This is a genomic window from Curtobacterium sp. VKM Ac-2889 (assembly GCF_015350855.1).
In the GTDB taxonomy this organism is placed as follows: domain Bacteria; phylum Actinomycetota; class Actinomycetes; order Actinomycetales; family Microbacteriaceae; genus Curtobacterium; species Curtobacterium poinsettiae.
On the sequence record NZ_JADKSC010000001.1, the window covers coordinates 531,018 to 549,024 of the forward strand.

At 72.3% G+C, this 18,007-nt stretch carries 20 protein-coding genes; 9 read left to right on the forward strand and 11 right to left on the reverse strand.

Going from position 1 to position 18,007, the window contains the following annotated elements; all coding sequences use genetic code 11:
* Positions 1-121: 121 nt before the first annotated feature.
* Entirely contained in the window at positions 122-601 is a 480-nt protein-coding gene (locus ITJ50_RS02695; protein WP_161598107.1) for a MarR family winged helix-turn-helix transcriptional regulator, read from the forward strand.
* On the opposite strand, the gene ITJ50_RS02700 is transcribed toward ITJ50_RS02695, so the two are convergent.
* The 4 genes from ITJ50_RS02700 to ITJ50_RS02715 are packed head-to-tail and all read right to left on the reverse strand — an operon-like array spanning position 598 to position 3,587.
* Positions 598-1,305: a zf-HC2 domain-containing protein gene (locus ITJ50_RS02700; RefSeq protein WP_017887704.1), complete on the reverse strand. Its 708-nt coding sequence runs from the start codon at positions 1,303-1,305 to the stop codon at positions 598-600. The two genes, ITJ50_RS02695 and ITJ50_RS02700, sit on opposite strands and share 4 nt — an antisense overlap.
* Positions 1,302-1,817 carry a sigma-70 family RNA polymerase sigma factor gene (locus ITJ50_RS02705; protein ID WP_017887705.1) on the reverse strand — a complete coding sequence of 172 codons (516 nt, stop codon included), beginning with the start codon at positions 1,815-1,817 and terminating at the stop codon, positions 1,302-1,304. The genes ITJ50_RS02700 and ITJ50_RS02705 overlap by 4 nt, the downstream gene beginning before the upstream one ends.
* On the reverse strand, positions 1,814-2,503 hold the full coding sequence (locus ITJ50_RS02710; RefSeq protein WP_017887706.1) for a YceI family protein: 690 nt from the start codon (positions 2,501-2,503) through the stop codon (positions 1,814-1,816). Before ITJ50_RS02710 ends, ITJ50_RS02705 begins: the two co-directional genes overlap by 4 nt.
* A gap of 43 nt (positions 2,504-2,546) precedes the next feature.
* Positions 2,547-3,587, reverse strand: a complete 1,041-nt coding sequence (locus tag ITJ50_RS02715; RefSeq protein WP_042537974.1) for a TerC family protein — start codon at positions 3,585-3,587, stop codon at positions 2,547-2,549.
* 188 nt (positions 3,588-3,775) lie between these two features.
* Between ITJ50_RS02715 and ITJ50_RS02720 the strand changes: the two genes are divergently transcribed.
* Positions 3,776-4,447, forward strand: coding sequence for an HAD family hydrolase (locus ITJ50_RS02720; protein WP_052481691.1), 672 nt, complete (start codon positions 3,776-3,778; stop codon positions 4,445-4,447).
* 12 nt (positions 4,448-4,459) lie between these two features.
* Here the strand turns inward: ITJ50_RS02720 and ITJ50_RS02725 are convergent, their stop codons facing one another.
* From ITJ50_RS02725 to ITJ50_RS02735, 3 genes are all read right to left on the reverse strand, one after another.
* On the reverse strand, positions 4,460-4,987 hold the full coding sequence (locus ITJ50_RS02725; protein ID WP_042537976.1) for an AAA family ATPase: 528 nt from the start codon (positions 4,985-4,987) through the stop codon (positions 4,460-4,462).
* Positions 4,988-5,052: 65 nt separating this feature from the next.
* Positions 5,053-6,417 carry a hypothetical protein gene (locus tag ITJ50_RS02730; RefSeq protein WP_042538049.1) on the reverse strand — a complete coding sequence of 455 codons (1,365 nt, stop codon included), beginning with the start codon at positions 6,415-6,417 and terminating at the stop codon, positions 5,053-5,055.
* 50 nt (positions 6,418-6,467) lie between these two features.
* Positions 6,468-6,800 (reverse strand): hypothetical protein, encoded by a 333-nt coding sequence (locus ITJ50_RS02735; protein WP_020381114.1) that lies wholly within the window; start codon positions 6,798-6,800, stop codon positions 6,468-6,470.
* A 72-nt stretch (positions 6,801-6,872) separates the two neighbouring features.
* Here ITJ50_RS02735 and ITJ50_RS02740 point away from each other — a divergent pair, with 72 nt between their 5' ends.
* On the forward strand, positions 6,873-7,730 hold the full coding sequence (locus ITJ50_RS02740) for an NAD-dependent epimerase/dehydratase family protein (protein WP_042537979.1): 858 nt from the start codon (positions 6,873-6,875) through the stop codon (positions 7,728-7,730).
* 86 nt (positions 7,731-7,816) lie between these two features.
* Here the strand turns inward: ITJ50_RS02740 and ITJ50_RS02745 are convergent, their stop codons facing one another.
* A complete protein-coding gene (locus ITJ50_RS02745) occupies positions 7,817-8,785 on the reverse strand; it encodes a DNA-3-methyladenine glycosylase family protein (RefSeq protein WP_193558921.1) in 969 nt (322 codons plus the stop codon).
* A gap of 74 nt (positions 8,786-8,859) precedes the next feature.
* Here ITJ50_RS02745 and ITJ50_RS02750 point away from each other — a divergent pair, with 74 nt between their 5' ends.
* From ITJ50_RS02750 to ITJ50_RS02775, 6 genes are all read left to right on the forward strand, one after another.
* Positions 8,860-9,888: a 6-phosphofructokinase gene (locus ITJ50_RS02750; RefSeq protein WP_031260061.1), complete on the forward strand. Its 1,029-nt coding sequence runs from the start codon at positions 8,860-8,862 to the stop codon at positions 9,886-9,888.
* 227 nt (positions 9,889-10,115) lie between these two features.
* Positions 10,116-11,093, forward strand: a complete 978-nt coding sequence (locus tag ITJ50_RS02755; protein ID WP_042537980.1) for an MDR family oxidoreductase — start codon at positions 10,116-10,118, stop codon at positions 11,091-11,093.
* A 79-nt stretch (positions 11,094-11,172) separates the two neighbouring features.
* Complete coding sequence (locus tag ITJ50_RS02760) at positions 11,173-11,841, forward strand: GntR family transcriptional regulator (protein WP_017887715.1); 669 nt, start codon at positions 11,173-11,175, stop codon at positions 11,839-11,841.
* A 3-nt stretch (positions 11,842-11,844) separates the two neighbouring features.
* Positions 11,845-13,167, forward strand: coding sequence for a hypothetical protein (locus ITJ50_RS02765; protein WP_017887716.1), 1,323 nt, complete (start codon positions 11,845-11,847; stop codon positions 13,165-13,167).
* Entirely contained in the window at positions 13,164-13,961 is a 798-nt protein-coding gene (locus ITJ50_RS02770) for an ABC transporter ATP-binding protein (protein ID WP_017887717.1), read from the forward strand. Before ITJ50_RS02765 ends, ITJ50_RS02770 begins: the two co-directional genes overlap by 4 nt.
* Before the next feature lie 99 nt (positions 13,962-14,060).
* Entirely contained in the window at positions 14,061-14,765 is a 705-nt protein-coding gene (locus ITJ50_RS02775; RefSeq protein ID WP_194589866.1) for a hypothetical protein, read from the forward strand.
* Between the two features lie 48 nt (positions 14,766-14,813).
* Here the strand turns inward: ITJ50_RS02775 and hemL are convergent, their stop codons facing one another.
* The 3 genes from hemL to ITJ50_RS02790 are packed head-to-tail and all read right to left on the reverse strand — an operon-like array spanning position 14,814 to position 18,003.
* Positions 14,814-16,145 (reverse strand): glutamate-1-semialdehyde 2,1-aminomutase, encoded by a 1,332-nt coding sequence (gene hemL / locus ITJ50_RS02780; protein WP_071249881.1) that lies wholly within the window; start codon positions 16,143-16,145, stop codon positions 14,814-14,816.
* Positions 16,142-17,197: a porphobilinogen synthase gene (gene hemB, locus ITJ50_RS02785; RefSeq protein ID WP_284760440.1), complete on the reverse strand. Its 1,056-nt coding sequence runs from the start codon at positions 17,195-17,197 to the stop codon at positions 16,142-16,144. The genes hemL and hemB overlap by 4 nt, the downstream gene beginning before the upstream one ends.
* Positions 17,194-18,003 (reverse strand): uroporphyrinogen-III synthase, encoded by an 810-nt coding sequence (locus ITJ50_RS02790; protein WP_042537983.1) that lies wholly within the window; start codon positions 18,001-18,003, stop codon positions 17,194-17,196. The genes hemB and ITJ50_RS02790 overlap by 4 nt, the downstream gene beginning before the upstream one ends.
* Positions 18,004-18,007: the final 4 nt, after the last annotated feature.

The window sequence follows — 18,007 nt, forward strand, 5'->3', positions numbered from 1 at the left end:
TCGTATGCCGCACGTCCGACGCGGCCTCGGAGCACGCCGTACGTCGGCCAGGAGTCATCCGAGCGGATGAAAGCACCCGTGGCGCGGTCCGATGCCCCGCCCGGTGGATACGCTGGTCGGCATGTCGACGGAGGGCAACGGTGGCCACGACTGGGTCACCTGGGACGCGTACCACGACGCCTGGCGACGGCTCGACCGGGCGCTCGACCGGGCCGTCCAGGCGGGAGCCGGCATCTCGGTCCCCGAGTTCGAGATCCTGATCGGCCTGCACCGCGACCCCGACCACCGTCTGCGCGTCCGGGACATCGCCACGGGGATCGGCTGGGAGAAGTCGCGCGTGAGCCACCAGGTCACGCGGATGGTGGCCCGCGGCCTGGTCGAGCGCGCCGACTGCCCGAGCGACGCGCGCGGCAGCTGGGTGGTGATGACCGCGGACGGTCGTCGAGCGGTGCTCGCCGGCATCCGCGCGCACACCGGTGCGCTGGAGGACCTGTTCTGGAGGCCCGTGGGGACCGACGCCGAGACGCTGCGGTCCGTCAGCGCGCGCGTCCAGGACGCCGTCGGCCCCGACGACGCTGCGGACGAGGCCGACGCCGGCTAGAGCGTGACGACGGCGAGCGCGCCGCGCTCACCGCGCAGCCGCACCTGGACGCTCCTGATGTCGTCGCGCGGGATGTCCGTCGAGGCCGACAGTCCGCGCGCATCCGCACCGGCAGCCGTCCACGAGCCGACGGTCTGCGTCGTGCCGTCGTTCCGGACGACGACGAGGTCGTAGAGGATCGACCCGTCGGGGGACCACGCCTTGCCGCCGTACGAGCACCCCCAGTCGAAGCGGGTGCCCCACTGCTCGCCGCTGACGGCCAGCTTGACGTCGAGGCCCTGCACGCCGCTCATGTCGTACCGGTCGGCGGTGGCCGCAGCGGTCGGCGCGGAGCCGGCCTGCACCGTGGTGCGCTCCCCCGCTGCCCCGACCGCGAGCCCGCCCAGGACGGCGGCGACCACCGCGAGCCCCGCGGTGGCGGCGACCCAGACCCGGCGACGGCGGCGACGGTGTCGGACGCGGTGCGCGACGGAGGCGAGGTCGCTCTCGGAACGGGTGTCGGGCCTCCCGTCCGGTTCCGCGATCTCGATCGCCTGGTCGGCCGGCAGCTTGCCGAGCAGACCCGGCAGACCGACCAGCTCGGCGACGGCGGCCGCACAGCGGTCGCAGTTCTCGATGTGTCGCTCGTACTCCAGGCGCTCGCTCGCCGGGAGCGACCCGAGGACGTACGCCGCATCCCACTCTGCGTACTTGTCGTCGCTCATCGGGTCACTCCTCGTTCCTGCAGTGCGAGCCGGAGGGCTCGCAGCCCGTAGTGCAGCCGCGACTTGGCGGTGCCCTCCGGGATGTCGTGTCGTCGTGCGATCTCCGGCACCGTGTGCCCGAGCCAGTACGCGTCGACCACCACGCGGCGGTGGTCCGGGGTCAGCGACGCGAGTGCGTCGGCGACCACGATCCGGTCCAGCACGGCGTCCGTGCTGTCCGACTCGATCCGTTCCACCTGGTGTTCGGTGCCGTGCTCGCGCCGGTTGTGTGCGGAGCGCGCCTCGTCCACGACCAGGTTGCGCGCCACCGTGAACAACCACGCCCGTGCGCTGTCGGGTGCCCGTTCGAGCACGGCCGGGCGCTGCCAGGCGCGGACCATCGCCTCCTGCACGACGTCCTCGACCGTCGAGCCGTCCCGCGTGAGGTGCCGGACGTACCGCGTGAGCGCGTCACCGTGCTCGCGGTACAGCGTCGCGAGCAACTCGTCCGCGGAACGGCTCGTCACGGTCACTTCCCGAGGTCGAGGGAGAACTCGACGGAGCCCTTCCCGTCCACGGTGACGAAGCCGAGCGAGGGGGCCTTCACGCCGTAGTCGGCGAAGGTGATCGGCACGGTGCCGGCGACCTGGACGGTGCCGCCCTTGCCGACCGCGACCTGCGCGTCGGCCGTGACCGGCTTCTCGACGCCGTGCAGCTCCATCGTGCCGGTCAGGGTGACGTCCTGCGTGGAGCCGTCGAGCGCCTTCGTGACGTCGACGGGCTTGGTGAGCTCGAACGTCGCCGTCGGGTACTTGTCGGTCTGCAGTGCGGTGGAGCGGAAGTACTCGTCGCGTGCGGCTTCGGGGGTGCTGATCTTGCCGACCTGCACGGTGACGGACGCCTTGGTGAGCGAGCCGCCGTCGACGACGGCGGTGCCCTTGACGTCCTTCGTGCGACCGACCACGTTCACATCATTCCCCTGCAGGACCTCGTGCACCCGGTACCCGGCGTACGAGCTGCTCTTGCTGGTCCAGGTGCCGTCGGCGTCCTTCGCGTCGAGGGTGCCGGACGAGGACGCCGACAGCGAGGGTGCTGCCGCGGCCTGGCCGTTGACGGTGTTCGCGTAGATGACCGGGCCGGCGATGACGGCTGCTGCCGCCACGACGACGACGCCGGCGGAGATCCCGATGATGACCTTGGTGCGTTTGCGGAGTGCCATACCCAGACAACGAGAGAGCGGAGCGGATCGTTCAAACGGGTTTTCAGTCGGAGGTCCGGGCGGGGTCCTGGTCGGCTCGGTCCTGGTCGATCTCGGCTGCGCCGTCGTCGGTCGCGGGGGTCTCGTCGCGCATGCGCACGAGGCTCGCCAGCGTCGACACGGCCATCGCGGCGACGATCACGAGCAGGGACACCCACGTGTTGATCTCCGGTGCCCACTCGATGTGGTGGCCGCCGTTCAGGAACGGCAGCTCGTTGTCGTGCAGCGCGTGCAGGACGAGCTTCACACCGATGAAGGCCAGGATCACGGCGATGCCGTACTTCAGGTAGACCAGGCGCTCGAGCAGGCCGCCGAGCAGGAAGTAGAGCTGCCGCAGGCCCATCAGGGCGAAGACGTTCGCGGTGAACACGATGAAGGGACTCTCGGTGATGCCGAAGATCGCCGGGATCGAGTCGAGCGCGAACAGCAGGTCGGTGGTGCCGATCGCGATGAGCACGACGAGCAGCGGCGTGAAGTGCCGGACGCCGTCGTGGTGGGTGCGGAACTTCATGCCGTCGAACGTGTCGGTGAGGCGGACCCGGCGGCGCAGCAGCCGGACGATGAAGCTGTCCTTCTGGTCGTCCTCGTCCTCGCCGCGGAGCTGCTGGATCGCCGTCCAGATCAGCCAGGCACCGAAGATGTAGAAGATCCACGAGAAGTTCTCGATGAGCTGCGCGCCGACCAGGATGAAGATCCCGCGGAGCACGAGCGCGATGATGATGCCGAGCAGCAGCACCTCTTGCTGGATCTTCTTCGGCACCGAGAAGCGCGCCATGATGATGACGAACACGAACAGGTTGTCGATGCTCAGGCTGTACTCGGTCAGCCAGCCCGCCAGGAACTGCCCGGCCGAGTCGCCGCCGGCGAAGACCAGCATGAGCACCGCGAAGACCAGCGCCAGCCCGACGTAGACGCCCACCCAGATGCCGGATTCGCGCAGCGTCGGCACGTGCGGGCGACGCGCGACGATGAGCAGGTCGGCGAGCAGGATCGCGACCAGGGCGATCATCGAGCCGACTTCGAACACGACGGGGAGCTCGGGCATGCGGAGCCTTCCTTGCTGGTGGTGGGGCGGGCCGCTTCGTGAGTGGCCCGGACCAGTCTCCGGCATGATCCGGGCGGTGGCGAACCCCGGGGCTGCGTGCGGCGGACAGTGCTGTGCACCTCGCGGGGGTCCGCAGCTGTTCACCTCGCAGGGTCCGCACGGACCGGGAGCGGCCCTAGCCTGGGCACGTGGGGACTCCGCGAGCGATCGGCTTCGACCTGGACGGCACGCTGTTCGACCACCACGGGTCGGCTCGGGCGGGCGTGACCCGGTTCCTGCAGGGCTTCGGCGTCGAGGCCACGGAGGCGGTCCTCCGCGACTGGTTCACGGCCGAGGACGAGCAGTTCGAGCGTTGGCGGTCCGGGGCGATCAGCTTCCAGGAACAGCGACGCGCACGGCTCCGCACGGTCCTGCCGCCGCTGGGTGTCGTGGTCGCCGAGGACGACGCCGGCCTGGACGCGGTGTTCGACGACTACTCGGGTGCGTACCGGGACGCGTGGCGGCTCTTCCCCGAGAGCCTGCCGCTGCTGCACGAGCTGCGCGAGCACGGACACCGCCTCGGGCTCCTGACGAACGGCACGGAGACCCAGCAACGCGACAAGCTCGCACGGACCGGGCTGGCCGACGCGTTCGACGTCGTCTGCACCTCGGAACGCATCGGGTTCCAGAAGCCGGACGTCCGCGCGTTCGGAACCCTGGCGCGGGAGCTCGGCGTGGACCCGGCGGACTGTCTCTTCGTGGGCGACGACCCCGAGCGCGACGTGGTCGGTGCCAGGGCGGCCGGGATGCGGGCGGTGCTGGTCGACCACGGGCAGCCGGAGCGCCCCGGCATCCGGGAGCTCGTGCTGTCAGCGCTCTGACGTCACCGCCGGTCAGCGCTCTGACGTCACCGCGTCCGCGACGGCGCGGGCGACCTCGCTGGCCGGGGTGTCGGTCGCGTCGATGACCTCGGCCTCGGCGTGCAGCCAGCCGCGCGCCGCTTCGGCGTAGGCGTCGACGTACGCGAACCGGAACGTCGACGGGCCCACGATCGGGTCGTGCTGGATCCGGTCGCGGAGCGTCGGCTCGTCGACGTGCAGCACGAAGTGCCGGACCGGGATGCCGTGGGCGGCGAGTCCCGCGGCGATCTCGCGCCAGTAGGCCTCGACCAGGACCGTCATCGGCATGATGAGCGGTCCGCCCACGTAGTCGTGCACCCGGCGGGCGGTCTCGACCACGAGCGGCCGCCACGGGTCCCAGTGCTGGAAGTTGTCACTGGCCGGCAGCCCCGGCGTGACGTCCATCAGCACCTCGCCGACCTTCTCGGCATCGAGGACCCGCGAGCCGGGCAGCAGCGGCTGGAGCAGTCGGCTCGTCGTCGTCTTGCCCGCCCCGTGTGTTCCGTTCAACCAGACGATCACACCAGGACCCTAGCCGCCGACCACCCCGTGGGGCGGTCGGCGGCCGGTTGTCGATCGACGAACGATCAGCGACCGCTGAGGTCGTACGGGCTCATCGTCGAGTCGACCGTCGTCATGTACCCACCCCCGGCGAGCGCCGTGGGCAGCGTGATGGTGCGGAGCACGGACGGCGTCGCACCGGCGGTGTCGATCTGGGTGATCTTCCCCTCGTCGCCCCGCGTCACGAACACACTGCGGCCGTCGTCGGTCGCGGCGGTGAACCGCACCGACGCCCCGGTGGCGGGCTGTCCGGCGACGGGGCCCTTGCGCAGCGGCGTGAGCGCGACCGAGGTCGTCCGGCCGGAGTAGACGCCGTCGGCCTGCTTGCGCACCAGGACGAGCGAGTCGCCGGTGCCCGACGTCAGCGCGACGGCGGCGAACCGCGCGGTCACGGCGACCCGGGTGAAGGAACCGGTGCCGAGGTCGACGCTGCTGATCCTTCCCGACGACGTCGACGAGGTGGTCAGGTAGGCGGGGACGGCGTTCCACGGGGTCCCCGCGGCCGTGGTGCCGGCCTGGGTGCCGACCACGGTCGTGCCGTCCGGTGCCATGCGGGGCCGGTAGCTCTGCACGCTCGGCTTCGGGTAGGCGACGGACCGGGAGCCCGTGAAGCCGGTCCGTGTCACCCGGACGGTCTGCACGCCGGCGGCCAGGTCGGAGCCGATCACCGTCCCGGTGGCGTTGACGATCGGGCCGTGCGGGTAGGCGCCGAGGGGCGTGGTCGCGACGGGGCGCGGGTGGGTCGCACCCTGCATGATCGCGGACACGGAGTAGGCGTCGAGTCGTCCGCCCGCGGTGACCACCAGGCGCAGGGGGCTGCCGACCAGGAACGTCTCGACCTCTTCGGTGCCGCGCTTGCCCGTCGTGGCGAGCTGCACGGCCGAGGTGTCGATCCGAGCGGTGTGCTCCGTCTTCCGCCGCAGGTCGATCACCGTGACCCGCTGGCGCTCGGAGCCGTCGAAGTCGGACCCGACCGCCAGGTGACGCCGCGCCGTGTCGGTGGACAGCCAGCCGGCGCGCTCCCACCGGCCGTCGCCGTTCGGGATCGCGTAGTGCTGCGCGATGCGGGCCGTACCGCGGGGGCCGATGGCCAGGACGTCGAGCTGCGGCTTCGACTCGTCCATGAACGCGATCTGCCCGTGGCCGAGCTGCACCGAGCCCGCGTGGGTGCCGAACTCGATCCCGCTCAGGGTGGCGGTCCGCCTGCCGGTCACGGCGTCGTTGACGTACACGCGCTTCGCGGTCGGGTCGGCCGTGACGAGCCAGCTGTGGTGGGCGGTCCGGGTCACGGTGGGTGCAGCCGAGGCGGGGACGGCGATCGCGGTGGCGACGAGCGGGACGAGCCCCGCGATGACGAGTGCCGGGAGGAGACGTGGAGGTCGAGCGGACATGGAGCTCCTGAGTGCGGTGCGGATGAGGGTCATCTAGACGATAACCGTTCTCATCTAGGCGAGACACTCCAGAACTGTACGAAGACGCTCAGCATCCCGACGAAGGGGATGGCACCCACGGCCACCGACAGGGCAGCGAAGCAGATCGCCGGCGTCCTGGCTTCGAGTCCGCGGAGCCGCACCGCAGCGACGAGCGCGCCGACCGCGAACGGGAACGTCCCGAGCACGGCGTACAGCGGCCACGACAACGGCGCCCACGACGCAGCGCTCTCCCCCACGGCTCCGACGGAGACGATCGAGCCGGCGACGACGAGCGCGATCTCGACGAACGGGGGCACGGCGATCGCCACGTCACGCACCACCCGTCGCCGCTGCCGCCCCATGCGCCGACCCTAGTGATCCGTGATGTGCGCGCCTCCCCGCCTTCCACCAACCGGCCGTGCCAGTGTCGAGCCGTGCAGAACTCCACGACAGTCGTCATCGCCGGATGCGGCGACCTCGGGACCGAAGCCGGCCTGCGCTTCGCCGACCAGGGCCACCGCGTGATCGGACTCCGCCGCCGCGCCGAGCTGGTCCCCGCGCCGATCACCGGCCGGAGCGTCGACCTGCGCCACGAGGTCCCCGCGATCCCGGCCGACACGAGCGTCGTCGTCGTGGCCTTCGCCGCCGGCAGCCGCGACGTCGACGAGTACCGCGCCACCTACGTCGACGGTCTGCGCAACGTGCTCGACGGCATCGACGCCTCGGACGCCGACCCCCGGGTGCTCGTCGTGTCCTCGACCGCGGTCTACGACGTCGCCGACGGCAGCGAGGTCACCGAGGAGACCCCGGCGCGTGGTGCGACCCCGACCGCCGAGGTCCTGGTCGAGGCCGAGGTCCTGCTGCGCGAACGGTCTCCCGGCGCCGTGCTGGTCCGGCTGTCGGGCGTCTACGGCCCCGGCCGCGAGCGACTCATCGACCAGGTCCGGTCCGGGTCCGCGCGACTGGCGCCGGGCACCTCACCGCACACGAACCGCATCCACCGCGACGACGCTGCCGCCGCACTCGTGCACCTGGCGGCGCTGCCCGACCCGGCACCGCTCTACCTGGGTACCGACGACGAGCCGAGCCGACTGGACGACGTGCTGCGGTTCCTGGCCGACGAGCTCCACGTCGCCGAGCCGTCCACCGGCGAGGGCGACGCACGGCAGGCCGGCGGCGACAAGCGCCTGTCCAACACGCTGCTCCGGTCGACGGGGTGGACACCGCAGTACCCGACGTTCCGCGAGGGCTACCGCGCCGTCCTGGCCGGCGAGGGCACCCGCCACCCCTGACACCCTGCGAGACACCGGTGTTCACGCTCCGAACACGCGCGTGCCGGTGTGCGACGCGCGAACACCGGTGTTCTGCGGACGACCGCTCAGTGGCCGCGGTGGTCCTGGATCGTGATCCGCGGCCCGAACGACGGCTTCCGGAACCCCGAGCCGGCGATCAGGCGCACGATGCGCTCCCGGTGCCCGCGCCAGGGCTCGAGCAGCTCGAGCATCCCGTCGTCGTCGACCGGCGAACCGGTCAGCGCCCAGCCGACGAGCGCCGGCACGTGGAAGTCCCCCACGCTCGGTGCGTCCGGGTCGCCGTGGGATCGCTGCGCGGTCTCGGCGGCGGTCCACCGGCCGACCCCGGGGATCGACTGCAGCTTCGTGGACACGGCCTCGCCGCCGCGGCCGTGCGCCAGGGTCCGCTCGAGTGCCGGCGCGAGCTGCACGGCGCGCATCACGGTCGCCGAGCGCCCCGGTTCGATGCCGGCCCGGTGCCACTCCCAGCTCGGGATCCGAGCCCACGTCCGGGCGTCGGGCGGCACCATCATGCCCGCGGGTGCCGGGCCGGGCGCCGGGGTGCCGTGCCGACGGAGCAGGTACCGCCACGCGCCCCACGCCTGACGCGAGGTCACCTTCTGCTCCATGATCGCCGGCACGAGCATCGCGACGACGGTGTTCGTGCGGAGCAGCCGGAGCCCGGGCTGCCGGTGTCGTGCCGCGGCCAGGAACTCGTTGCCGGAGACGTCGAACGACGACCAGTCGTCGCCGCGACCGAGCAGCTCAGGAGCGTGGGAAACGGCCCAGGGCGCTCCGCTCCCCCACGCCGAGACCGCGATGGTGTCGCCGGCCCGCCGGATCGCGACGGAAGCGGGGCCGGAGGGCGTCTGCAGCGCGAGCCACACGACACCGCCGGCCACCTGGAAGGCCGGGTCGCCGGAGCCGCGCTGCAGGGGCCGCAGGGTCGACGCGACGTCCACCGCGCCTCCAGGCCGGTACACCGTGTCGACGCGCGACGCGTCACCGGACGCACCAGCGTCGTCGACGGCGGCGGCGGAAGCGAGCAGGGACACACGGGGATGGTAATGCTGAACCACCGTCAGTCATGATGGGCAGTGATCCCCACCACCCGACGACGGAGTTCACCATGCGCATCGGCATCCTCACCTCCGGAGGCGACTGCCCCGGCCTGAACGCGGTCATCCGCGCGATCGTCCTCAAGGGCATCGCCATCTACGGCCACGACTTCGTCGGCTTCCGCGACGGGTGGCGCGGCGTGGTCGACGGCGACATCGTCCCGCTCGGCCGCAAGGACATCCAGGGCATCGCGAAGCAGGGCGGCACCATCCTCGGCACCAGCCGCACGAACCCGTTCGAGGGCCCCAACGGCGGGGTCGAGAACATCGAGCGGATGCTCGAGAAGCACGGCATCGACGCCATCGTCGCGATCGGCGGCGAGGGCACCCTGGCCGCCGCGAAGCGCCTCACCGACGCCGGGCTGAAGATCGTTGGCGTGCCGAAGACCGTCGACAACGACCTGGGTGCGACCGACTACACGTTCGGCTTCGACACCGCCGTCGCCATCGCGACCGAGGCCATGGACCGCCTGCGCACCACGGGCGAGTCGCACTCGCGCTGCATGGTCGCCGAGGTGATGGGCCGGCACGTGGGCTGGATCGCGCTGCACTCCGGCATGGCAGCGGGCGCGCACGCGATCCTCATCCCCGAGCAGAAGACGAGCATGGAACAGATCGCGAAGTGGGTGCGGGCCGCCTACGACCGCGGTCGTGCCCCGCTCGTGGTGGTGGCCGAGGGCTTCGTCCCCGACCACGAGGACACCGCGCACACCGAGCGTGGCCTCGACGCCTTCGGGCGCCCGCGGCTCGGTGGCATCGGCGAGCGCCTCGCGCCGCTCATCGAGGAGATGACGGGCATCGAGACGCGGGCCACGACCCTGGGGCACATCCAGCGCGGCGGCACGCCGACGGCGTACGACCGGGTGCTGTCGACCCGGCTCGGCCTGGCGGCGATCGACTCCGTGGTCGAGGAGCGCTGGGGCCGGATGGTGGCGCTCCGGGGCACCGAGATCGAGCACGTCTCGTTCGAGGAGGCGCTCGGCGAGCTCAAGACGGTGCCGCAGGCGCGCTTCGACGAGGCCGCCATCATGTTCGGCTGAGCGGGCTGGGCCGGGCTGGGGGCTGGGGGCTGTTTCGGGCGCACCTGGTCGAATCGGGCGTACCCCGTCGGTTGTTCCGCCCCGGTACGCCCGATCCCACCAGCCATCGCGCACGTTCTGGGAAAGAGCGGGCAGACCGCCGGGCGCGACCGGCTCGGCGATGACGCGCCAGCGGCATGCCAGGCGCGCCGACCGAGCCTGCGAGGGAGGGGGGTAGCGTCCGGCGCATGACCCGCGCCGTCCTCGTGTCCAGTGCAACCCCGCCCACCGTCACCGACGTCGACCTGCCGGATCCGGCCGAGGGCGAGGTCCTGGTCGACGTCACGTACTCGAGCGTCAACTACAAGGACGGGCTGGCCCTGGCGCGGAACCCCGGTGTCGCTCGGCTCGACCCGCTCGTTCCGGGGATCGACGTCGTGGGCACGGTGTCCGGGCTCGGTCCCGGCGTGCACGAGGTGGCGATCGGCGACCGGGTGGTGCTGAACGGTGCCGGCCTGGGTGAGAGCAGGCACGGGGGCTGGGCGGCGCAGGCGGTCGTGCCGTCCGGATCGCTCGTCGTGCTGCCCGAGACGATCGACGACTCGTTCGCGGCGGCCATCGGCACGGCGGGGTTCACCGCGATGCTCAGCGTGCTGGCGCTCGAGCGCTTCGTCGCGCCGGACGACGGGCCGGTGCTCGTGACCGGCGCGTCCGGCGGGGTCGGCACCGTGGCGATCGCCCTGCTCGCGGCCCGCGGGTACCGGGTGACGGCGTCGACGGGTCGCTCGGCCAACACGGACTCGCTCCGCCGGCTCGGTGCCACCGAGGTCATCGAACGCGGCACACTGTCCGAGCCGGGCAAGCCGATGCAGCGTGCCACGTGGGCCGGAGCGGTGGACAGCGTCGGCGGGGCCACCCTGGCGAACGTGCTGGCCTCGACCCGGTGGGGTGGCGCGGTGACGGCCTGCGGGCTGGCGCAGGACTCCGCGCTGCCGACGACCGTGCTGCCGTTCATCCTGCGGTCGGTCTCGTTGCTCGGCATCAACTCCGTCGACGCCCCACCGGAGCTCCGCCGTCGAGCGTGGGACCGGCTGGCGACCGACCTCGACGCGGCGCTGCTGGCCGACGTCACCCGCACCGTCACGCTCGAGCAGGCGATCACGGTCGGCGCCGAGGTGGTCGCAGGGCGGGTGCACGGTCGCACCGTGGTCGCCGTTGCGGGCTGAATCCCGGCGTTTTTTAGCAAACGTTTGCATATTGGCACGCTAGGATTTCGAGTGTCGATTTCGTCCTCGAGGAGATGACATGCCGGTCCCCAAGTCCACCGTGGAGAGCTCTCCCCGGAAGCTCCTGCGCGACGTCGTCTACGACAAGATGCTCGCGGCGCTCCGTGACGGCACGCTGCAGCACGGCGAGCGCCTGAACGACGACGAGCTGGTCCAGTGGCTGGGTGTGAGTCGCACCCCGATCCGTGAGGCGATCGCGAAGCTCGTCGACATCGGCCTGGTCGAGATGGAGGCGAACCGGTACACCCGCGTCGCCACGCCCACCTTCGACGACTGGGTCACCGCGACCCGCGCGACCGCAGGGTTCTTCGAGCTCAGCCTGCGCTGGGGCGTCCCCGAGTACAGCGACGAGGACGTCGAAGCCCTCACCGCGTTGCTCGACAAGGCCGACCGCATGCGCAAGGTGCGGGACTACGGCTTCAGCGGCGCCCTCACCGAGATCATCGAGTTCGCCGTCGAGCACTCCGGCAACCCCCTGGTGCAGAACGCGGCCGTGGGTGCCATGGAGCGGGTCCGCTTCACGCTCAACCCGACGCCGCCGTTCGAGCAGTACGGATCCGAGGCGTTCTTCTCGATCCTGCGCGAGGCCCTCACCGAGCGTGACGGTGAAGGGGCCGCCGAGGCCGGTCGAGCCCTCACCCGCAACTTCGAACAGCACATCGAGGCGGTCCGCGCCGACCGCGGCTGACCCGTGGTCGTCGGCGAGTGGGGTGACGCCGACCCCTGGGCGGCGGCGAACGACGACGCCTACGCGTCCCTGCTCGCCCACGTCCGCACCGGCCCGCGTGGACCGGTGCCCGTCGACCTCGACGCACTGGGGTGGGAGTGGGGCACGCCTCGCGGCCGGGTCCGTGCAGCGGCGGCTCGCCTCGAGGACCTCGGCATCCTGTCCCGGCGCCCGGACGGCTCGTGGTGGTACGACGAACTGTCCGATGCCGACCTCTCGGACACGCTCGACTTCTGGGTCGCGCTGGTCGGCCCGGCCCTCCGCGCGACCATCCCGGCGCTCACCCCTCAGCTCCACGCCGAACTCGACCGCCGGGTCGCGCGGGCTCGCACCACTGCGGCACTCCGGTTGCCGGAGTACCCGACGGTGTTCTCCGCCGCCTGCCAGTTCTGGTTCGAGCACTCCCCAAACACCCTGGTGCGCAGCCTGGGCCTGCGTGCGTTCGAGCGGATGCGGTGGGCCCGGGTCCCGACGCAGCTCTGGTCGGTCCACGAGGTGCACACCTGGTTCGCCACCACGTCCCGCGCGGTGGAGTCCGGTGACCCGGCCGTGGCGACGGCGGCGGCCGAGGTCATGGACGGGCTGTTCGAGGTCCACCGGCGGAACGTCGGGATCCCGCGGACGCACCGCCCGGCGGACGACACCACCGAAGACCGCGTCGGTCCGGTCGGCCGTACCCTGCTGCGAGACGTCCGCTCCGGCGCGTTGGCGGTGGGGTCCACACATCGGCTCGAGGACCTCGTGACACGGACCGGTGCCACACCCGAGCAGGTGCACGGAGCACTGCGCTGGCTGCACGACCTGGGGCTCGTCGACGACGACGACGGCCGGTACCGCGTCGGGCAACCGTCGCTCGCAACCTGGCGCGACACGATGGAGCTGCTCACCGGCGTCTTCACCCACGGCGCCGTCCACGTCCTGCCCGGCCTGCGGGGCCCCGCGCTCGAGGAGTTCCGCACGCTCGTCGCACGGGCACGCGCGGACGGCCAGGTGCGCGATCACCGGTACACGGAGAGTTCGTTCGCGGTCACACGCTTCCTGTCCGAACAGTCCGGCAACCGCTGGGTGCGTAAGGCCCTGCGCCTCGCGATGGCCCGGCTCGCCTACGCGTTGCCCGAGGCACCCGCGTTCCGGCAGTGGGACGCAGAAGCGCTCTGGCTCACGCTCGACGCGGCCGCCGGCAGCGGCGACGTCGAGACCGCCCGAGCCGCTGCCCGCCGGTTCGTCGACGTCGCACGAGCCCACGTGGACGACGTCACGGCGCGGTGGGGCACGATGGGGTCATGACCGACGCGCGCGACGACGTCCTGATCCACGCCACCGGGGTCCGCGTCACGCGCTCCGGCCGCGACCTGCTGCACGACATCGACCTGACCGTCCGCCGCGGCGAGCACTGGGCGCTGCTCGGACCGAACGGTGCCGGCAAGTCCACCCTGCTCGCCGTCCTCGGCGCGACCGGACACCCCACCGCGGGCACGGTCGAGGTCCTCGGTCGCCGACTCGGACGCGTCGACGTCCGCGAACTCCGTCAGCACATCGGCCACGTCGACCCCCGACACCGCATGCTGTCGCCGCTCACCGTCCTCGAGACGGTGCTGACCGGCCTGACCGGCACGACGGACCTCATGATGCGGTGGGAACCCTCGGCCGAACAGGTCGCCCTGGCCGAGCAGCACGTCGCCGACGTGGGGCTCACGGCGCGACGGGACGCCCGGTGGCCGGTGCTGTCGCAGGGCGAGCGGGGCCGCGCCCTCATCGCCCGGGCCCTGATGTCCGAGCCCCAGCTGCTCCTGCTCGACGAGCCCGCGACCGGGTTGGACGTCGCCGCCCGGGAGCACCTGCTCGAGACCGTCGACGCCCTGCGGCACCGGCACCCGGGCCTCGGCAGCGTCATGGTGACCCACCACCTGGAGGACCTGCCGGCCTCGACGTCGCACGCGATGCTCCTGCGCGACGGCGCCGCGGTGGCCCAGGGCACCTCGGACCAGGTCATCACGTCGTCGGCGGTGTCGCACGCGTTCGACTTCCCGCTCGCGATCCTGCGGGCCGAGGGGCGCTGGGCCGCACGCCGATCCGCCTGACGCGTGCTTGAATGGGCGTTCCGTGTCCGCGGCCCGTGTCGGGGAGGGACCCGGCACCGCACCACGGTGTCACGCCGCTGACCGTCACCAGGGGGAACCATGACGAACACGCCGCCGCCCTTCCCGGGGTCCGAGCCGCAGCCGAACGACGGCCAGCCGAACACCGGCCAGCCGAACGGCCAGCAGTACCCGCAGCAGCCCGCCGGGCCGCCCCAGCCCGACGGCCAGCCGTCCGCGCAGCAGCCGCCGCAGTACCAGCAGCAACCCCCCGCCGGCCAGCAGTACCAGCAGCAGCCGTACACCGGTCAGCCGCAGGCCCAGCAGCCGTACGCCCAGGCAGCCCCGGCCGGTGCCGCACCGTACGCGCCCCCGCCCAAGTCCTCGTCCCGCGGCAAGCGCGTCCTGATCTCGGTGCTCGGCGTCGTCGTCGCCGTCGTGGTGGCGTTCCTCGTCCGCCAGGGCCTGAACGCGGCCTTCAGCGACTCCACCGAGGAGAAGGTCTCGAAGGCGGTCGAGCAGATCCGCGAGCAGAGCGACCTGCCGAAGCAGGTCGACTCCGTCACGACGTGGACCGGGATCGAGGCCGAGGGCGCCGCGATCCACTACGACTACACGGTGTCGGCGAACGTCGACCCGGCCTCGATCACCGAAGGTGCCATCCGCGACGCCGTCGGGCCGAACCTCTGCTCGAACAGCGAGACGAAGAAGCTCCTCGACGAGGACGTCGACATGCGGTACACCTACAAGTTCGAGGGCTCGTCGAAGACCGTCGACACGACCTTCACCAAGGCCGACTGCTCCTGAGTCCCGCGGCCCGTCACGCGGTCGCGGCGGCAGCAGCCCCCGCGCCCGTCACGCGGTCGCGGCGGCAGCAGCCCTCGCGGCCGCGGGCAGGGCGTCCAGGATCCGTCCGACGGCGCGGTCGTCGTGGGCGGCGGTGACGAACCACGCCTCGAACACGCTCGGCGGCAGGGTCACCCCGGCGTCGAGCATCGCGTGGAAGAACGGCGCGTAGCGGAACACGTCCTGTGCCCGCACGTCGTCGTAGTTGCGCGGTGCCTGCTCGGTGAACGCGAACGAGAACAGGTTGCCGGCGTGCTGCACGGTGTGGGCGACGCCCGCGGCCGACAGTGCCTGGCTCGTGGCGGTCGCGATGGTCGACGCCGTGCGGTCGAGGTGCTCGTACACCTCGGCCGTCGCGGCGCGGAGCGTGGCGGTACCGGCAGCGACCGCGAGCGGGTTGCCGGAGAGCGTGCCCGCCTGGTACACCGGCCCGAGCGGGGCGAGGAAGTCCATGACCTCGCGCCGACCACCGAGGGCGGCGAGGGGCATGCCACCACCGATGACCTTGCCGAACGTGATGAGGTCGGGCTTCCACCCGGCGCCGTCCGGCACGACCTTGGACGCCTCGAGGCCCCACCAGCCTGCAGCTCCGACCCGGAACCCGGTCAGGACCTCGTCGACGATGAGCAGCGCCCCGTGGGCCTGCGTGATCTGCGCCAGTGCCCGGTTGAAGCCGCGCTCGGGAGCCAGCACGCCCATGTTCGCGGCGGCCGACTCGACGATCACGGCGGCGATCCGCTCGGAGTGCTCATCGAAGGCCCGGCGGACGGCGTCGAGGTCGTTGTACGGCAGCACGAGGGTCTGCGCGGCGGTCTCGGCGGTGATGCCCGCGCTGCCCGGCATGGCCAGGGTCGCGACACCCGAGCCGGCCTCGGCCAGCAGGGAGTCCGAGTGGCCGTGGTAGTGCCCGGCGAACTTCACGAGCAGGTCGCGGCCGGTGTACCCGCGGGCCAGTCGGATCGCGGTCATCGTGGCCTCGGTGCCGGTCGACACCATGCGGAGCTTCTCGATGGGGCCGTCGCCGTCCACCGACACCCGCTGCTTCACGAGTTCGGCCAGCTCGGTCTCGCCCGGGGTCGACGCCCCGAACGACAGTCCGCGCGCGGCGGCCTGCTGCACGGCCTCGACCGTGCCGGGGTGGGCGTGCCCGAGGATCGCTGGCCCCCACGACGCGACGAGGTCGACGTACTCGCGACCCTCGGCGTCGGTGACGTAGGCGCCCTTCGCGGACACCAGGAAGCGCGGGGTGCCGCCGACCGACCCGTAGGCGCGGACCGGGGAGTTCACGCCACCGGGGATCGCGTTCTTGGCGCGGCCGAAGAGCTGGTCGTTCGTGGTCATTCGGGGGCCTTCCCGGTCGAGGCGATGCCGGCGACGTCGGCGGTGCTGCCCGAGGTGCGGAGGCCCGCTTCCTCGTTGAGCTTCCGCGCGATGTCGACGGCGAAGTAGGTCAGGATCGCGTCGGCACCGGCGCGCTTGATGCCGACGAGCGACTCCATCGCGGCTGCGTCGCGGTCGATCCAGCCGTTCTGCGCTGCTGCGGTGATCATCGCGTACTCGCCCGAGATCTGGTACGCCCAGACCGGGACCGGCGAGGTCGCCGCGGTCTCGGCGAGCACGTCGAGGTAGCTCATCGCGGGCTTCACCATCACGATGTCGGCACCCTCGTCGACGTCGAGTGCGACCTCGCGCTGGCCCTGACGACCGTTCGCGGCGTCGATCTGGTAGGTCCGACGGTCACCGACGAGCGACGACGACACCGCTTCGCGGAAGGGGCCGTAGAACGCCGAGGCGTACTTCGCGGCGTAGGCGAGCAGCGCGGTGCCGCTGTGTCCAGCGCTGTCGAGGGCGTCACGTGCGGCGGCGATCTGGCCGTCCATCATGCCGCTCATGCAGACGAGCTCGGCGCCGGCCTCGGCCTGCGCGACCGCCATGTCGCGGTAGCGCAGCAACGTGGCGTCGTTGTCGACGGAGCCGTCGGCGGCCAGCACGCCGCAGTGCCCGTGGTCGGTGAACTCGTCGAGGCACAGGTCGGACTGCACCACGAGGGCGTCCCCCACCTCTTGCCGAGCCACGCGGATCGCCACGTTGAGGATGCCGTCCGGATCGGTCGCACCGGAGCCGTCGGCGTCCTTCGTGGTCGGCACGCCGAACAGGTTCACGCCACCCACACCGACCGACGCGGCGTCGACCAGCGCACGGCGGAACGAGTCGAGGGAGTGCTGCTGCACACCCGGCATGCTCGAGATGTCCACGGCGTCGGTCGCGCCTTCGCGGATGAACATCGGCAGCACGAGCTCGGCGGGGTGGAGCCGGGTCTCGGCCACGAGTCGTCGCATCGCAGGGGTGGCGCGGAGCCGACGGGGGCGGACCTGGGGGAAGCGTCCAGTCACGGGTGACCTTCCTGGTGGGGGGTGGTGGGGTTCAGTGCCGCGACGACGGCGTCGAGCAGGGCTTCTGCGGACCGGTCGTGTGCGACGGCGTGCACGGGCAGGCCGGCGGCACGTGCGTCGGTTGCGGTCCCGGGGCCGATGCAGGCCACGGTGGTGCGGGGGTCGAGCGGGGTCATCCGGCGGGCGATCTCGCGGGCGACGCTGCCGCTCGTCACGAGCACCGCAGCGGGCGCCGTGTCGAAGGTGATCGGCTCGTCGCCGGTCCCCACGGTACGGTACGCGACCACGTCGTCCACGTCGATGCCGCGGGCACGCAGGCCGTCGACGAGCGTGGGTGCCGCGATCTCGGAGCGGGGGAACAGCACGGTGCCGTCGGTGTCCGGCAGCTCCTGCACCAGTCCGGCGGCGGACGTCTCGGCCGGGACCAGGTCGACGACCCAGCCCGCAGCGCGCGCGGCACGGGCGGTCGGCTCGCCGACTGCGGCGACGCGCACCCCGGCCGGGAGGCCCGCCACGCGTCCCGCCAGGACCGTCACGGCCGTCGCACTGGTCACCACGACCCATGCGTAACCAGCCACGTTGGTTCCGTCACCGACAGAACCGGGTGATCCGAGCCTCCCGGCCGCACCGGAGGCGACCAGTCGCCGGACCGCAGCGTCGAGCGCGGAGGGGTCCGACGGCGGAGCGTCCGTGATGAGGGGGACGACGACGGGGGCGAGCCCACGGGCCCGGGCGGCCGCGGCGACCCGGTCCCCCCACGCACCGCCACGCGGGACGAGGACGACCGGGGGTCGCGCCTCGTCCATCGCG

Bases quoted from the DNA above. Each gene is read 5' to 3' on its own strand.
- ITJ50_RS02755 (WP_042537980.1), top strand. From the start codon at position 10,116: ATGACCCGCGCCGTCCTCGTGTCCAGTGCAACCCCGCCCACCGTCACC.
- ITJ50_RS02695 (WP_161598107.1), top strand. From the start codon at position 122: ATGTCGACGGAGGGCAACGGTGGCCACGACTGGGTCACCTGGGACGCG.
- ITJ50_RS02750 (WP_031260061.1), top strand. From the start codon at position 8,860: ATGCGCATCGGCATCCTCACCTCCGGAGGCGACTGCCCCGGCCTGAAC.
- hemL (WP_071249881.1), bottom strand. From the start codon at position 16,145: ATGACCACGAACGACCAGCTCTTCGGCCGCGCCAAGAACGCGATCCCC.
- ITJ50_RS02760 (WP_017887715.1), top strand. From the start codon at position 11,173: ATGCCGGTCCCCAAGTCCACCGTGGAGAGCTCTCCCCGGAAGCTCCTG.
- ITJ50_RS02730 (WP_042538049.1), bottom strand. From the start codon at position 6,417: ATGTCCGCTCGACCTCCACGTCTCCTCCCGGCACTCGTCATCGCGGGG.
- ITJ50_RS02700 (WP_017887704.1), bottom strand. From the start codon at position 1,305: ATGAGCGACGACAAGTACGCAGAGTGGGATGCGGCGTACGTCCTCGGG.
- ITJ50_RS02770 (WP_017887717.1), top strand. From the start codon at position 13,164: ATGACCGACGCGCGCGACGACGTCCTGATCCACGCCACCGGGGTCCGC.
- ITJ50_RS02715 (WP_042537974.1), bottom strand. From the start codon at position 3,587: ATGCCCGAGCTCCCCGTCGTGTTCGAAGTCGGCTCGATGATCGCCCTG.
- ITJ50_RS02735 (WP_020381114.1), bottom strand. From the start codon at position 6,800: ATGGGGCGGCAGCGGCGACGGGTGGTGCGTGACGTGGCGATCGCCGTG.
- ITJ50_RS02790 (WP_042537983.1), bottom strand. From the start codon at position 18,003: ATGGACGAGGCGCGACCCCCGGTCGTCCTCGTCCCGCGTGGCGGTGCG.
- ITJ50_RS02775 (WP_194589866.1), top strand. From the start codon at position 14,061: ATGACGAACACGCCGCCGCCCTTCCCGGGGTCCGAGCCGCAGCCGAAC.
- ITJ50_RS02710 (WP_017887706.1), bottom strand. From the start codon at position 2,503: ATGGCACTCCGCAAACGCACCAAGGTCATCATCGGGATCTCCGCCGGC.